This window comes from Streptomyces sp. NPDC046870, from assembly GCF_040704595.1.
Lineage (GTDB): Bacteria > Actinomycetota > Actinomycetes > Streptomycetales > Streptomycetaceae > Streptomyces > Streptomyces argyrophylli.
The window spans coordinates 252,286-267,758 of the sequence record NZ_JBEYXM010000002.1; the positions used below are offsets into that span (position 1 = coordinate 252,286).

At 73.3% G+C, this 15,473-nt stretch carries 7 protein-coding genes; 3 read left to right on the forward strand and 4 right to left on the reverse strand.

What is annotated here, in order from left to right:
* Position 1 precedes the first annotated feature (1 nt).
* The 3 genes from AB0946_RS05630 to AB0946_RS05640 all read right to left on the reverse strand — a co-directional run bounded on the left by AB0946_RS05630 (position 2) and on the right by AB0946_RS05640 (position 7,779).
* Complete coding sequence (locus tag AB0946_RS05630) at positions 2–3,607, reverse strand: ATP-dependent DNA helicase (RefSeq protein WP_366759322.1); 3,606 nt, start codon at positions 3,605–3,607, stop codon at positions 2–4.
* 111 nt (positions 3,608–3,718) lie between these two features.
* Positions 3,719–7,114: an ATP-dependent DNA helicase gene (locus AB0946_RS05635; protein ID WP_366759323.1), complete on the reverse strand. Its 3,396-nt coding sequence runs from the start codon at positions 7,112–7,114 to the stop codon at positions 3,719–3,721.
* A 257-nt stretch (positions 7,115–7,371) separates the two neighbouring features.
* Positions 7,372–7,779 (reverse strand): MGMT family protein, encoded by a 408-nt coding sequence (locus AB0946_RS05640; RefSeq protein WP_366759324.1) that lies wholly within the window; start codon positions 7,777–7,779, stop codon positions 7,372–7,374.
* 411 nt (positions 7,780–8,190) lie between these two features.
* Between AB0946_RS05640 and AB0946_RS05645 the strand changes: the two genes are divergently transcribed.
* The 3 genes from AB0946_RS05645 (at position 8,191) to AB0946_RS05655 (ending at position 14,182) form a co-directional block, all read left to right on the forward strand.
* Positions 8,191–10,833: a lysylphosphatidylglycerol synthase domain-containing protein gene (locus tag AB0946_RS05645; protein ID WP_366759808.1), complete on the forward strand. Its 2,643-nt coding sequence runs from the start codon at positions 8,191–8,193 to the stop codon at positions 10,831–10,833.
* A gap of 95 nt (positions 10,834–10,928) precedes the next feature.
* Positions 10,929–12,473 (forward strand): alpha/beta hydrolase, encoded by a 1,545-nt coding sequence (locus AB0946_RS05650; protein WP_366759325.1) that lies wholly within the window; start codon positions 10,929–10,931, stop codon positions 12,471–12,473.
* Positions 12,474–12,622: 149 nt separating this feature from the next.
* Entirely contained in the window at positions 12,623–14,182 is a 1,560-nt protein-coding gene (locus tag AB0946_RS05655; protein ID WP_366759326.1) for an alpha/beta hydrolase, read from the forward strand.
* Between the two features lie 65 nt (positions 14,183–14,247).
* Here the strand turns inward: AB0946_RS05655 and moeZ are convergent, their stop codons facing one another.
* Positions 14,248–15,426: an adenylyltransferase/sulfurtransferase MoeZ gene (gene moeZ, locus AB0946_RS05660; protein WP_171153032.1), complete on the reverse strand. Its 1,179-nt coding sequence runs from the start codon at positions 15,424–15,426 to the stop codon at positions 14,248–14,250.
* Positions 15,427–15,473: the final 47 nt, after the last annotated feature.

The window sequence follows — 15,473 nt, forward strand, 5'->3', positions numbered from 1 at the left end:
CTCAGCTTGGCTCCGGTGTGCGCTCCGTCTCACCTGTGAGCAGCCGCTCCAGGGCGGCCCGGTCCGGCAGGCCCTCGGGGCGTACGGCCTCGCCGCTGCGCACGTACAGGAACGTGGCGGTGACCGACTCGGGCGGTATGCCCTGCTGCTCGGCCCAGGCCAGCCGGTACACGGCGAGCTGGAGCGGGTCGGCGGTGCCGCTGCGGCCGGTCTTCCAGTCGACGATCTCGTACGTCGTCCGGTCGCCGTCGCCGTGCCGGTAGACGGCGTCGATGCGGCCGCGGACGACGCGGCCGGCGAGGGTGAGCTGGAAGGGGGCCTCGACCCGGTACGGGGTGCGCCGGGCGTACTCGGTGCGTTCGAAGGCGGCCTTGAGGGCTTCCAGGTCGCGTTCGTCGGCGATCTCCGCGTCGGCGCCGGGCAGCTCGTCGGGTTCCAGCAGGGGCAGGGTCAGCTCCTCGAAGCGGGTTTCCACCCAGGCGTGGAACCGGGTGCCCCGGCGTGCGGCCGGTTGCGGGGGGCGGGGCATGGGGCGCGCGAGTTCCTGTGCGAGCCCGTCCGGGTCCTCGGCGAGCCGCAGCAGCTGGGTCGCGGTGAGCGTGGTGGGCAGGGGGACCTCGGTGACGGTCTGCCGGGCGCGCAGCAGCTCTCCGGTGAGCGCGTCCAGGTCGCGGTCCCAGGAGGCGATGGTGCGGGCCTCCTCCGGGGTGAGGGCGGCGGCGGGCCGTGGTCCGGCGGCACGGGGGCGGTCCCTCGGGGCGGGTGCCTGGTGCGGGACCGTGGGCCGTTCGGCGTTCCGGGCGTCCTGGCCGAAGGGCTCACCGTCGAGGGCGCCTGCGGGCAGGTCGGCGGCGGAGGGTTCACCGGCGAAGGGGTCGTCGCCGAAGGGATCGTCGGGCGGACCTTGCTGAGGCAGGTCCGCGTACGGCTCCTCGCCATACGGATCATCGCCGTACGCGTCGTCACCGTAGGCGTCGTCACCGTACGCGTTGTCACCGTACGGGTCCTCACCGTACGGCTCGTCCTCCGGTGGGGTGGGCCAGTCCGGGTCCTCGGCGCCGGCGGGGTCGCGCAGGACGGCCGGCCGTCGCCCGTCGGCGGGCGCGGCGGCGAGGGCGTCCAGGTGGCTGAGGACGGTGTCGGCGGCGGCGCGGCGGCGGGCCAGGGCGGCGGCGTCCAGCGGGAGCGGCCACACCTGGTCGGCGGTGGCGGCGTGCAGGGCCGGGTTCTCCTCGTCCTCGGCCGGCGGGTCCGCCCAGACCTCGATCTCGCCGTACCCGGCGGCGCAGTGGTCGTACAGGGCCGTGAGGAAGTCCGACGGGCCGCGCGGCTTCTTCTGGCTGGGCCCCCACCAGTGGCCGGAGCCGAGCAGGAGCGAACGGGGACGGGTGAAGGTGACGTAGCCGAGGCGGAGCTCCTCGGTGCGCTGGTGCTCCTTCATGGCCTCGTGGAAGGCCTTCATGCCGCGCGAGTCCCAGGACTGCACGTCGGGCAGGGTGTCGGTGTCGCCGCGCAGGGCGTGGGGCAGCACCTTGGCCTGGGCGGTCCACTTCTCGCGGCCCTGGGCGCTGGGGAAGGTGCCGGTCACGAGTCCGGGGACGGCCACGACGTCCCACTCCAGGCCCTTGGACTTGTGCGCGGTGAGCACCTTGACGGTGTTCTCGCCGCCGGGCAGGGCGTTGTCGAGGCCCTTCTCGTACTGGGCGGCGGTGCGCAGGAAGCCGAGGAAGGCCAGCAGGGTGGCCTCGCTGTCGCCGGCGGCGAAGGAGGCGGCGATGTCCAGGAAGTTGGACAGGGTCTCGCGGCGGCGGGCGGCGAGCGCGTGCGGCGACGCCGACAGCTCCACCTCCAGGCCGGTGACGGCGAGGACGCGGTGCAGGACGTCCATCAGCGGGTCGGACAGCGAGCGGCGCAGGTCGCGCAGTTCGGCGGCGAGCCGGGCGAAGCGCACGCGCGCGTCCGGGGAGAACGGCAGCCCGTCGTCGTCGCCCTCCTCCATGGGTGCTTCCAGGAAGGTGTCCAGGGCGTCGGCGAGCGAGATCACTTCGGACGGGTCGACGCCCTCCACGGCCTCGGCGAGCCGGCGGTCCGGGTCGTCGGTGCCGTCCACGCGCGCGTGGGCGACCAGCAGCCGGGCGCGGCGGCCCAGCAGGGCGAGGTCGCGGGGGCCGATGCGCCAGCGCGGTCCGGTCAGCAGGCGCACCAGGGCGGCGTTGGCGCCGGGGTCCTGGAGGACCTCGCAGACGGCGACGAGGTCGGCGATCTCGGGCAGGTGGAGCAGGCCGGAGAGGCCGACGACCTCGACGGGGATGTCGCGGGCGACGAGGGCGCCCTGAATCTCGGCGAAGTCGGTCGCGGTCCGGCACAGTACGGCGATCTCACCGGGTGGCGTGCCGGTGCGCACCAGGTGGGCGAGGGAGTCGGCGATCCAGTCGATCTCCTCGGCGTGGGTGGGCAGCAGGGCGCAGCGGACCATGCCGTCGTACTCGGCGCCGGGGGCCGGGCGGAGGGCCTCCACGCCCGCGTGCATCGCGCGCAGGGGTGTGGCGAGGCCGTTGGCGAGGTCGAGCAGGCGCCCGCCGCTGCGGCGGTTCTCGCTGAGCGCCTGCCGTGTGGCGGGGCTGCCGTCGGCGTGCGCGAAGTGGTCGGGGAAGTCGTCCAGGTTGGCGACGGAGGCACCGCGCCAGCCGTAGATGGCCTGGCAGGGGTCGCCGACGGCGGTCACGGGGTGGCCGGTGCCGCCGCCGAACAGGCCGGCGAGCAGGACGCGCTGGGCCACGGAGGTGTCCTGGTACTCGTCGAGGAGCACCACGCGGAACTCCTCGCGCAGCAGGCGGCCCACCTCGGGGATGCCGGCGAGGCGGGCGGACAGGGCGATCTGGTCGCCGAAGTCGAGCAGGTCCCGCGCGCGCTTGGCGGCCCGGTAGCGCTGGACGAGTTCGGCGAGTTCCCGGCGGGCCGCGGCGGTCTCCGGGACCTTGCGCAGGTCGGCGTTGCCGAGTCTGGTCCCTTCCAGGGTGCGCAGCAGGTGGGTGTCCCAGGCGCGCAGTTCCTCCGGGCCGACGAGGTGTTCGGCGAGTTCGGAGTCGAGCGCGAGCAGGTCGCTGACGAGGTCGGCGAAGGAGCGGGTCAGCGCCGGGTACGGGCCCGGGGCCTCGCGCAGCACACGCGCGGCGAGCTGGAAGCGGGTGGCGTCGGCCAGGAGGCGCGAGCTGGGCTCCAGGCCGAGCCGCAGGCCGTGGTCGGTGAGCAGACGGCCGGCGAAGGAGTGGTACGTCGAGATGACCGGCTCGCCCGGAGGGTTGTCGGGGTCGATGACGTCGGGGTCGGTGACGCCGGCCTTGATCAGGGCCTTGCGGACGCGTTCGGCCAGCTCACCGGCGGCCTTGTTGGTGAAGGTCAGGCCGAGGACCTGTTCGGGGGCGACCTGTCCGGTGCCGACGAGCCAGACCACGCGGGCCGCCATCACGGTGGTCTTGCCCGACCCGGCGCCGGCCACGATCACCTGCGGGGCGGGCGGCGCCGTGATGCAGGCCGTCTGCTCCGGGGTGAACGGGATGCCGAGGAGCTCTTTGAGCTGCTCGGGGTCGGTGATACGGGGGGGCATGTCGAAAGAGGCTAGCGGCGGGGACTGACAGTCGAGACCGGATCGGTCGGCCGGGGCGTGAGAAGCGCAGGTCAGCGCCTGTGGTGCCGTACGTCACGCGGATCGCTCGGATCACTCGACCACGTGCTGTCCCTCCGGGCGGGCGCTGCACGACGCCCGGAACGCGCAGTGCGCGCAGTGCTGGCCGGCGCTCGGTGTGAACCGCTCGTCGAGGACCTTTCCGGCGGCGGTGGCCAGCAGCTCGCCGACCCACTCCCCCGTCGGCGGCTCCTGGGTCTGCACCTTGGGCAGGCCGTCGCCCCCGTCGCGCTTGGCGGCACCCTGTCTGAGGTGGACCAGCTCCGCGCCGCCCGGTTCGGGGCGTGCGCCGTCGAAGGCCGTGTCGACGGCGCCTTCGCGGACGGCGAGCTGGTAGACGGCGAGCTGGGGGTGCCGCTCCACCTCGCCCGCGGTGGGTGCCTGCTTGCCGGTCTTGAAGTCGACCACGTAGGCGCGGCCCTCGGCGTCCGTCTCCACGCGGTCCATCTGGCCGCGGATGCGGACCTGGTAGTCGCCCGCTTCGAGGGTGACGTCGAAGTCGTGCTCGCTCACCACCGGGGTCCGGCCGGCCCGGTCCAGTACGTGCCAGTTGAGGAAGCGTTCGAGCGCCACGCGCGCGTTGTCCTTCTCCTGCCGCGACTTCCACGGCGCGTCGAAGGCCAGCGCGTTCCACACGGAGTCCAGGCGTTCCATGAGGACGTCGAGGTCGGCGGGCGTGCGGCCGGAGGCGACCTCGTCGGCGAGGACGTGGACGACGTTGCCGAAACCCTGCGCGGTGGTGGCGGGTGCGTCCGCCTTCACCTCACGGCCCAGGAACCACTGCAGCGCGCATGTGTTGGCGAGCTGGTCGAGGGCGCTGCCGGAGAGCACCACGGGCTGGTCCCGGTGGCGCAGCGGCACCTTGCTCTCGGTCGGGTCGAACATGCCCCACCAGCGGTAGGGGTGTGCGGACGGAACCAGCGGGCGGCCGTCCTCGTCGGCGAGCGCGGCGAGCCGGGCGAGCCGGCGGGCCGCCGCCTCCCGCAGCGGGGCCGACGCGCGCGGGTCGACCGTGGTCGCGCGCAGCTCGGCGACGAGTGCGGCGACGGACAGCGGCCGGCGGGGGCGCCCGGTGACGTCCCTCGGCTCGACGCCCAGCTCGGTGAGGAACCGGGACGGCTGGTCGCCGTCGTCGGCCGGTGCCTTCACCGCGGTGACGACGAGGCGGTCACGCGCGCGCGTGGCGGCGACGTAGAACAGACGGCGCTCTTCGGCGAGCAGCGCGCCCGGGGTGAGCGGTTCGGCGAGTCCGTCGCGGCCGATGCGGTCGGCCTCCAGCAGCGAGCCGCGGCGCCGCAGGTCGGGCCAGAGCCCCTCCTGGACGCCGGCGACGACGACCAGCCGCCACTCCAGGCCCTTGGCGCGGTGCGCGGTCATCACGCGGACGGCGTCCGGGCGTACCGCGCAGCGGGCGAGCGTGTCGGCGGCTATGTCCTCGGCCTCGATCTGCTCCAGGAAGTTCAGGGCGCCGCGGCCGCCGAACCGCTCCTCGGCGCGCGCGGCGGTGGCGAACAGCGCGCACACGGCGTCCAGGTCCCGGTCGGCGTTGCGGCCGGCGGCGCCGCCGCGCCGTGCGGCCCGCTCCAGGCGTCCGGGCCACGGTGTGCCCTGCCACAGGTCCCACAGCGCCTCCTCGGCCGTGCCGCCGCCGGCGAGACGCTCACGGGCCTTGCGCAGCAGCGTGCCGAGGCGCTGCGCCCCGCGCGCGTACGCCGGGTCGTGCACGGCCAGACGCTCGGGTTCGGCGAGGGCCCGCGCGAGCAGCTCGTCGGAGGGGGGCGGCAGCGGGTTCCCGGCGGCCCGCTCCTCCTCGCGCAGGGCACGCCCGAGGCGGCGCAGGTCGGCGGCGTCCATGCCGGCGAGCGGGGAGGTGAGCAGGGTGAGAGCGGTCTCGGTGTCCAGCCAGGAGGAGTCCGGGGCCGGTTCCGCGGCGGCTCCGGCGCGTTCCTCGGCGGCGTCCGCTTGTTCACCGGCGGCCTCTCCGCCAGCCGGTTCGCCGTCCTCCGCACCCGCCGCCGACTCCTCGCCCCGGTGGCGTGCCTCCGCCGTGGCCACCGCGCGGAGGGCGGTGAGCAGCGGTGCGACCGCGGGCTCGTGCCGCAGGGGCAGCTCGTCGCCGTCGACGTCCAGGGGGACGCCGGCGGCGGTGAGGGCCCGGCGGAGGGTCGGGAGGCGGGAGCCCGCGCGTACCAGGACGGCCATGTCGCTCCAGGGGACGCCGTCCTCCAGGTGCGCCCGGCGCAGGATGTCCGCGATGTTGTCCACTTCCGCGCCGGGCGTCGGGTACGTGTGGACCTCGACCCGGCCGCCGTCCCGTACGGGGGCCGGCTCCCGGTGGGCGCGGACCTTCTCGGCGGGCAGCCGGGTCAGCGGCATCCGCTGGGTGATCAGGCGGGTCGCGGCGAGCAGCGCGGCACCGGAGCGGCGCGAGGTGCGCAGCACCGCCACGGGGGCGGGACGGCCGTCCGCGCGCGGGAAGGCGGCCGGGAAGTCGAGGATGCCGTTCACGTCGGCTCCCCGGAAGGCGTAGATCGACTGGTCGGGGTCACCGAAGGCGACGAGGGTGCGCCCGCCGCCCGCCAGGGCGCGCAGCAGCCGGACCTGGGCGGGGTCGGTGTCCTGGTACTCGTCGACGTACACGGCGTCGTACTGGGCCGCCAGCCGTGCCGCGGTCTCCGGGCGGCGGGCGAGCAGGACCGCGCGGTGGACCAGTTCCGCGTAGTCCAGGACGCCCTGGAGGTCGAGGGTGTCGAGGTACTCGGCGAGGAACGCGGCGGCCGCGCGCCAGTCGGGGCGGCCGATGCGGCGGGCGAAGGCGTCCAGGGCGTCCGGGCCGAGGCCGAGCTCCCGGCTGCGGGCGAGGACGGCACGGACCTCGTCGGCGAAGCCCCGCGTGGTCAGGCAGGCGCGCAGTTCGTCCGGCCAGCGCACATGGGTCAGGCCGAGCCGCTCCAGCTCGGGCTGGCCGGCGAGCAGCTCGCGGACGGTGACGTCCTGCTCGGGACCGGAGAGCAGGCGCAGGGGTTCGGTGAACCGGCCGCTGTCCTGGTGGGCACGGACCAGCGCGTAGCAGTACGAATGGAATGTGGTCGCCCTGGGGGCGCGGGCGGCGCCCATGCGCAGGGCCATGCGGTCGCGCAGGTCGACGGCGGCCTTGCGGCTGAACGTGAGCACCAGGATGCGCTCGGGGTCGCCGCCCCGGGCGATCCGGGCGGCCACGGACTCGACCAGCGTGGTGGTCTTGCCGGTGCCGGGACCGGCGAGGACGAGGAGTGGTCCGCTGCGGTGGTCAACCACGGCACGCTGTGCCGCGTCCAGACGAGGGGGGTCCACGACGGCCGGAGGGGTACGGACCAGTCGGTAAGCGCCACGGTTCCCCTGCCGCACCGGTGGGTGCGGCGGGCGCCGGGTGGAGGAAGAGGAGCTCACGTGATGTGCCGGTCCTGGTGGTCGTGCTGGCGGGCAGGCGGTCACGCGCGCGAGGCGGTGGCCGCGGGATGAGGGGGACACGTGCTGCCGACGCTACGCCGCCGCTCCGGACGGAAGCAGGGCTTCCGCTTCTTCCCTCGCGGCACTCCGGTCACGCGCATCCCACATCTCACGAACGTACGGCATGCCACGGACGTCCCCCATGTCCCCCGAACGGGCCACGGCCCCTCCGCGGCGGCATCCGATGGCGGAAGCTGTCAGATGTGATCCTCCGCACCCGCGCCGCCGTCCCATCGGGCACGGCGCATGTCGAGCCGCGGCAGATGGCCCTCGGCGCTGCTGGCCGCCTGCTTCAGCGGGGTGCCCTCCGCGCGGTAGTGGGCGAGCGCGCGCAGCTCGTGTCCGGGCAGCAGCACGCCGTCGGCGCGGACGACCCGCCACCACGGGACCGCGCCGCCGTAGAGGGCCATCACCCGGCCGACCTGGCGCGGCCCGCCGTCTTCCAGCCACTCCGCGACGTCGCCGTAGGTCATGACCCGGCCCGGCGGAATCCGCTCGGCGACGTCCAGGACCCGCTCGGCGTACTCCGGGAGTGCGTCCGCGTGCCCCGGCAGCGCGTCCGCGCACTCCGCGCGGGCGTCCTCGGGAGGGCTCTGCTCGCTCATCCGACCCATCCTGCCGCACCCCACCGACGTTCCGGAGGGGGCCGTGCGCAACGGTCCGCTCGCCCCCGCCCGGTCCTTGGGGCAGACTGTCCGCCCGCGCATCCGCACCCTGATGCCCGCGAGTGTCGGTGGGGCATGCCACCATCGTGCGGGCGGTGACTGGTGATACGAGACCACGAAGAGACCACGAAGGAGCAGGGCGTGCACCCCGAAGGAGCGGCGGGCACCCCTGACGCCTCCGCGCGCCCCGGTCCCGCCCGCGCGGACGGCGGCGGCACCGGCGCGCAGCAGGAAGACAGCGGCCGGCTCAGCCAGGAGGACGCAGGTCGGCGCGAGGACGACGCCGCCCGCGCGGAGGGCGACGGCGAAGCGGATGCCGCCGAGAGGCCGCCCCTCGCCGGGACGGCGCGGATGCCCGGGAGCACGCCCCCGGACCACTCCCCGTGCGCCGACGACGACCCCCACGCCGAGCAGGTCGAGCGCGACGAACCGCTGCTCCCCGCGCGCGTGCACCGCCCCTCCGACCTGATGCGGCTCCTGGTCGGCCTGCTCGGCATCGTGGTGCTGCTCGCGATCGCCGCCTTCGCGCACGGCACCACCTCGGGCCTCGAACAGGACATCAACAAGGGCACCGGACAGGCCCCGGACCTGCTGATCAAGATCGCGGGGCTGGCCTCCAGCATCGCGATCCTTCTGGTGCCGGTCGCGTTCGCGATCGAACGGCTGATCAAACGCGACGGGCTGCGCATCGCCGACGGCGTCCTCGCGGCCGTCCTGGCGCACGGGGTGACGCTCGCCACCGACCTGTGGGTCGCCCGGGCCGCCCCGGACTCGATCCAGGAGGCGCTCACCCAGCCCTCGCCGGGTGACATCCACGCCCTGACCGACCCGGTGCACGGCTATCTGGCGCCCGTGATCGCCTATATGACGGCCGTCGGCATGTCCCGCAGACCCAGATGGCGCGCGGTGCTGTGGATCGTGCTGCTGCTCGACGCGTTCTCGATGCTGGTCACCGGCTACACGACCCCCTTCTCGATCATCCTGACCGTGCTGATCGGCTGGACCATCGCCTACGGCACCCTGTACGCGGTCGGCTCCCCCAACGTCCGCCCGACCGGCCAGACCCTGATGGCGGGCCTGCGGCACGTCGGCTTCCACCCCGTCGGCGCGGCCCGCGAGGAAGTGGTGGAGACGGAGAACGGCGACCGGGGCCGGCGCTACTTCGTCTCCCTGGAGGACGGCCCGCCGCTGGACGTCACGGTCGTCGACCGGGAGCAGCAGGCCCAGGGCTTCTTCTACCGCGCGTGGCGCAACCTCACCCTGCGCGGCTTCGCCACCCGCTCCAGCCTCCAGTCACTGCGCCAGGCGCTGGAGCAGGAGGCGCTGCTGGCGTACGCGGCGATCGCCGCGGGCGCCAACGCGCCCAAGCTGATCGCCACCTCCGAACTGGGCCCGGACGCGGTCATGCTCGTCTACGAGCACACCGGTGGGCGCACCCTGGACTCGCTGGCCGACGAGGAGATCACCGACGAGCTGTTGCGGAACACCTGGCACCAGGTGCGGGCGCTGCAGTCCCGGCGCATCGCGCACCGCAGGCTGGCCGGGGACGCGATCCTGGTGGATCGTTCCGGCAGGGTCATCCTCACCGAACTGCGCGGCGGCGAGATCGCGGCCGGCGATCTGCTGCTGCGCATGGACGTCGCCCAGCTGGTCACCACGCTCGGCCTGCGGGTGGGTGCGGAGCGGGCGGTGGCCTCGGCGGTGAAGGTGCTCGGCCCGGACGCGGTGGCCGACTGTCTGCCGATGCTCCAGCCGATCGCGCTGACGCGCTCCACGCGCGCGACGCTGCGCCGACTGGCCCGGGAGCGGGCCCAGCGCGAACGGGAAGCCGTGCTCGAAGCCTCCCGGCAGGCCAAGCTGGCCCGTGCGGAGGAGGCGTCGGAGACGGCCCCGCCCGGGCCCGAGAAGCCCGACAAGAAGGCGGTCCGCGCCGAGCAGCGCGCCGAGAAGCGGGCCATCGACGAAGCCCTCGAAGAGGCGCGCGAGGAGGATCTCCTCACCCAGATCCGGCACCAGGTCCTGCGGATCAGGCCCCAGGCGCCCGTGGAACCGGCCCGCCTGGAACGGGTCCGGCCGCGCACCCTCATCAGCTTCATCGCGGGGGCGATCGGCGCCTACTACCTGCTGACGCAGCTCACCCACATCGAGTTCGCCACGCTGTTCGCGCAGGCCCAGTGGGGCTGGGTGGCCGCCGCGGTGCTGTTCTCCGCGCTCAGCTACGTCGCCGCCGCGATGGCCCTGCTGGGCTTCGTACCGGAACGGGTGCCGTTCCCGCGGACCGTGGCCGCGCAGGTCGCCGGGTCGTTCGTGAAGATCGTGGCGCCGGCCGCGGTCGGCGGTGTGGCCCTCAACACGCGCTTCCTGCAGCGCGCCGGCGTACGCCCGGGACTCGCGGTGGCGAGCGTCGGCGCCTCGCAGCTGTTCGGGCTCGGCTGCCACATCCTGATGCTGCTGTCCTTCGGCTATCTGACCGGCACCGAGAAGACGCCGTCGCTGTCGCCGTCCCGCACGGTCATCGCGGGTCTGCTGACCGTGGCCGTACTGGTCCTCGTGGTCACATCGGTGCCGTTCCTGCGGAAATTCGTCGTCACGCGCGTGAGGTCGCTGTTCGCCGGTGTCGTGCCGCGGATGCTCGACGTGCTCCAGCGGCCCCAGAAGCTCGTCACCGGCATCGGCGGCATGCTGCTGCTGACCGCCTGCTTCGTGATGTGCCTGGACGCCTCCATCCGGGCCTTCGGCGACGGATCGGCGTCGCTGAGCATCGCCAGCGTCGCCGTCGTCTTCCTCGCCGGCAACGCGCTCGGCTCCGCGGCGCCCACCCCCGGCGGCGTGGGCGCGGTCGAGGCGACCCTCACCGTCGGCCTGATCGCCGTGGGCCTGCCCAAGGAGGTCGCGGCCCCGGCCGTCCTGCTCTTCCGGTTGCTGACCCTGTGGCTGCCGGTGCTGCCGGGCTGGCTGGCCTTCAGCCACCTCACCCGCAAGGGAGCCCTGTAAGGGGGCTTGCCCGGTGCGGTCCCGGCCCCGCCGGCGGGTACCTCTTACGGCCCGCGTCCCGCGCGCCCCGGCGGGCGCGCCCCCACGATGGGGGTATGGCGAACCCCTTCCGGCTGCGCGCCGCCGCGCTGACCACCACCGCTGTGCTGCTCTCCGCTGTACTGGCCGGATGCGGAGGCAGCGACAAGGGCGGGGATCTCACGGCGCAGAAGCTGGACTGGGAGTCCTGCCCGGCCCCCTCCGAGGCGGAGGGCGGCGGCAGCCCTCCCTCGCCGCTGCCGAACGGCGGGGAGTGGCAGTGCGCGACCATGAAGGCGCCGCTGGACTGGAGGAGGCCGAAGGGCGACACCATCGGCATCGCCCTGATCCGCGCCCGGGCCAGTGGGCCCGCGAGCAGGCGGATCGGCTCGCTCGTGTTCAACTTCGGCGGCCCGGGCGGCAGCGGCGTGACCACGCTGCCCGCGTTCGGCGCGGACTACGCGACCCTGCGCACCCGCTACGACCTGGTCAGCTTCGACCCGCGCGGGGTCGGCCGCAGCGCACCGGTGGAGTGCGAGGGCGACGCGCAGCTGGACGAGTACTTCCAGCAGGACGCGACCCCGGAGGACCGCGCCGAACAGGTCCAGCTCGTGAACCGCACCAAACAGTTCAACGCGGCCTGCGAGAAGAACTCGCAGAAGATCCTGCCGCATGTGCGCACCACGGACGCGGCCCGCGACATGGACCTGATGCGCCAGGTCCTCGGCGACGACAAGCTGCACTACTTCGGCATCTCCTACGGCACCGAACTCGGCGGTGTCTACGCCCACCTGTTCCCGAAGAACGTCGGCCGGGCCGTCCTGGACGGGGTCGTGGACCCCACGCAGACCCCGGAGCAGAGCGCGCTCGGGCAGGCCAGGGGCTTCCAGCTGGCGCTCGACAACTTCGCCAGGGACTGCACCTCGAAGACCGAGGAGTGCCCGATCGGCAGCACCGAGCAGGAGGTGAAGGACCGCATCGCGCAGCTCCTCGCCGACCTGGAGAAGAAGCCGATCCCCGGCATCTTCCCGCGTCAGCTGACACAGACCGCCGCCACCAACGGCATCGCGCAGTCCCTGTACTCGAAGGACTTCTGGGAGTACCTCACCGAGGGCCTGGAACAGGCCTACGACGGCGACGGCAAGATCCTCATGCTGCTCTCCGACGCGATGAACGGCCGCAACGAGAACGGCGAGTACAGCAACCTCACCGCGGCGAACATCGCCATCAACTGCTCCGACGAGAAACCCCGGTACACCGCGGACGACGTCCGGCGGAAGCTGCCCGAGTTCCGCGCCGCCTCCCCGCTGTTCGGCGACTTCCTGGCCTGGGGCATGGTCAGCTGCACGGACTGGGCGGTGCCGGGCGCGGCCGACCACCCCGACGTCAGCGCCCCCGGGGCGGCGCCCATCCTCGTCATCGGCAACACCGGCGACCCGGCCACCCCGTACGAGGGCGCGCGGAAGATGGTGGACGCACTCGGCAAGGGCGTCGGCATCGAGCTGACGTACAAGGGCCAGGGGCACGGCGCGTACGACAGCAAGAACAAGTGCGTGCAGAGCGCGGTGGACGGCTATCTGCTGGACGGAAGGAAGCCGAAGGCCAACACGGTCTGCTCCTGACGGACCCCCGACAACCACAGACCCTCAAGGCAGGCTAATCCGCAGGTCAGAGGGTTATCCACAGGCCCCCGCCGACCGGGCCCGGGACGCCTACGATGGCCTGAACGCCCGGCGCGGCACGATGCGGCGGGCCTGTCAGGGGGGTGCGCATGATGCGATTCCTGCGGTGGACGGCCGCGCTGGCGGCAGGGCTGCTGCTGGCCGGGTGCGGGGGCTCGTCCGACGGGGACGGCAACAGGGACGAGGGCAAGGCGGCGGGCTCGGCTCCCCCGTCGCCGTCACGCTCCACGACCGCGCCGACACCGACGGCCCTTCCGTCCTCCCTCACCTCCCAGCGCCTCGACTGGCACCGCTGCGAAGCCACCGGGACCTCGTCCCCGCCGGGCGACGCCTGGCGGTGCGCGACACTCAAGGTGCCGCTGGACTGGTCCCGGCCGGACGGCCGCACGGTCAAGCTCGCCCTCGTCCGCGCACGGGCGACCGGCGGCGACCGCATCGGCTCGCTGCTGTTCAACTTCGGCGGCCCGGGCGGCTCCGGCGTGTCGACGATGCCGTACTTCGAGCCCTCCGTCTCCGCTCTCCGCGAGCACTACGACCTGGTGAGCTGGGACCCCCGGGGAGTCGGCGCGAGCGGGGGCGTCCGCTGCCGCGGCGACCGGGAGATCCAGGCCGCCGAATCCGTGGACGCCACACCGGACACCCCGGCCGAGGAGAAGGCGTACCTCCAGGACGCCACCGACTTCGGCAAGGGCTGCCAGAAGGCCGCCGGCCCGCTGCTGGCCCATGTGTCCACCACCGACACCGCCCGCGACATGGACCTGATGCGCCAGGTCCTCGGCGACGACGAACTGCACTACTTCGGCATCTCCTACGGCACCGAACTCGGCGGTGTCTACGCCCACCTGTTCCCGGAGCGGGTGGGCAGGCTGGTCCTCGACGCGGTGGTCGACCCGGCCGCGGACACCGTGGGCCACGCCGAGAACCAGGCGCGCGGCTTCCAACGGGCCCTGGAGGACTACCTCAAGTCCACCGGCCAGGACCCCGAGCAGGGCTCCCGGAAGGTGGCCGGCCTGCTGGCCCGGATCGACGCCGAACCACTGCCGACGTCATCCGGCCGGAAGCTCACCCAGACGCTCGCGGTCACCGGGATCATCCTGCCGCTCTACAGCGAGTCGATGTGGCCGAGGCTGACCGACGCCCTGAAGTCCGCGGAGCGGGGCGACGGTTCGGGGCTGCTGGCGCTCGCCGACGAGTACAACGACCGGGACGCATCGGGGCGCTACGGCACGACGACGCACTCCCAGCGGGTCATATCGTGCCTGGACGACAAGCAGCGGCCCACGCTCGCCGAGACGAAGGGGCGGCTGGCGGAGTTCAGGCGGATATCGCCGGTCTTCGGGGACTTCCTCGGCTGGGACACGGCGGGCTGGTGCCACGACTGGCCGGTGCCGGGCCAGTACGACACTCCGGAGGTCAGCGCACCCGGCGCGGCACCGATCCTGCTGGTCGGCAACACCGGCGACCCGGCCACCCCGTACGAGGGCGCCCGCAGGATGGCCGACGAACTGGGCCGGGGTGTGGGAGTCGAACTCACCTGGAAGGGCGAGGGACACGGGGCGTACGGCAACGGGAGCGACTGCGTCGACTCGACGGTGGACGCCTATCTGCTGAACGGGACGGTGCCGAAGGACGGCAAGGTCTGCTCCTGACGCGAACGGGGGCCCCGGGCGCCGTACGCACCCGAAGCCCCCGCCACGCACACCGGGTCACCGGCTCAGTAGACCGGCTTCTCCGGCTCGATCTGGTTGACCCAGCCGATGACGCCGCCGCCGACGTGGACCGCGTCGGAGAAGCCCGCGGACTTCAGGACCGCGAGGACTTCCGCACTGCGGACACCCGTCTTGCAGTGCAGGACGATCTTCTTGTCCTGCGGGAGGCCCTCCAGAGCGGTGCCCATGAGGAACTCGTTCTTCGGGATCAGCTTGGCGCCCGGGATGGAGACGATCTCGTACTCGTTCGGCTCGCGGACGTCGATGATCTCGATGTTCTCGCCGTCGTCGATCCACTCCTTGAGCTGCTTAGGAGTGATCGTGGAGTCGGCCGCCGCCGCCTGGGCCTCCTCGGAGACGACGCCGCAGAAGGCCTCGTAGTCGATGAGCTCGGTGACCGTCGGGTTCTCGCCGCAGACCGCGCAGTCGGGGTCCTTGCGGACCTTGACCTGGCGGTACTGCATCTCCAGGGCGTCGTAGATCATCAGCCGGCCGACCAGCGGCTCACCGGTGCCGGTGAGGACCTTGATCGCCTCGGTGACCTGGATCGAGCCGATGGACGCGCACAGCACGCCCAGGACGCCGCCCTCGGCGCACGAGGGGACCATGCCGGGGGGCGGGGGCTCCGGGTAGAGGCAGCGGTAGCAGGGACCGTGCTCGGACCAGAACACCGAGGCCTGGCCGTCGAAGCGGTAGATCGAGCCCCACACGTACGGCTTGTTGAGCAGCACGCACGCGTCGTTGACCAGGTAGCGGGTCGCGAAGTTGTCGGTGCCGTCGACGATCAGGTCGTACTGGCTGAAGATGTCCATCACGTTGTCGGCCTCGAGCCGCTCCTCGTGAAGGATCACGTTCACGTACGGGTTGATGCCCTTGACGCTGTCGCGCGCGGACTCGGCCTTGGAGCGGCCGATGTCGGACTGGCTGTGAATGATCTGACGCTGCAGGTTCGACTCGTCGACCTCGTCGAACTCCACGATGCCGAGGGTGCCGACGCCCGCGGCGGCCAGGTACATCAGCGCCGGCGAGCCCAGGCCGCCGGCGCCCACACAGAGCACCTTGGCGTTCTTCAGCCGCTTCTGCCCGTCCATGCCCACGTCGGGGATGATCAGGTGGCGGGAGTACCTGCGGACCTCGTCTACGGTGAGCTCAGGAGCTGGCTCGACCAGGGGTGGCAGCGACACGGGGACTCCGTTGGTCGGTCGATCACTACGGTTGTTCTTCTCGTAAC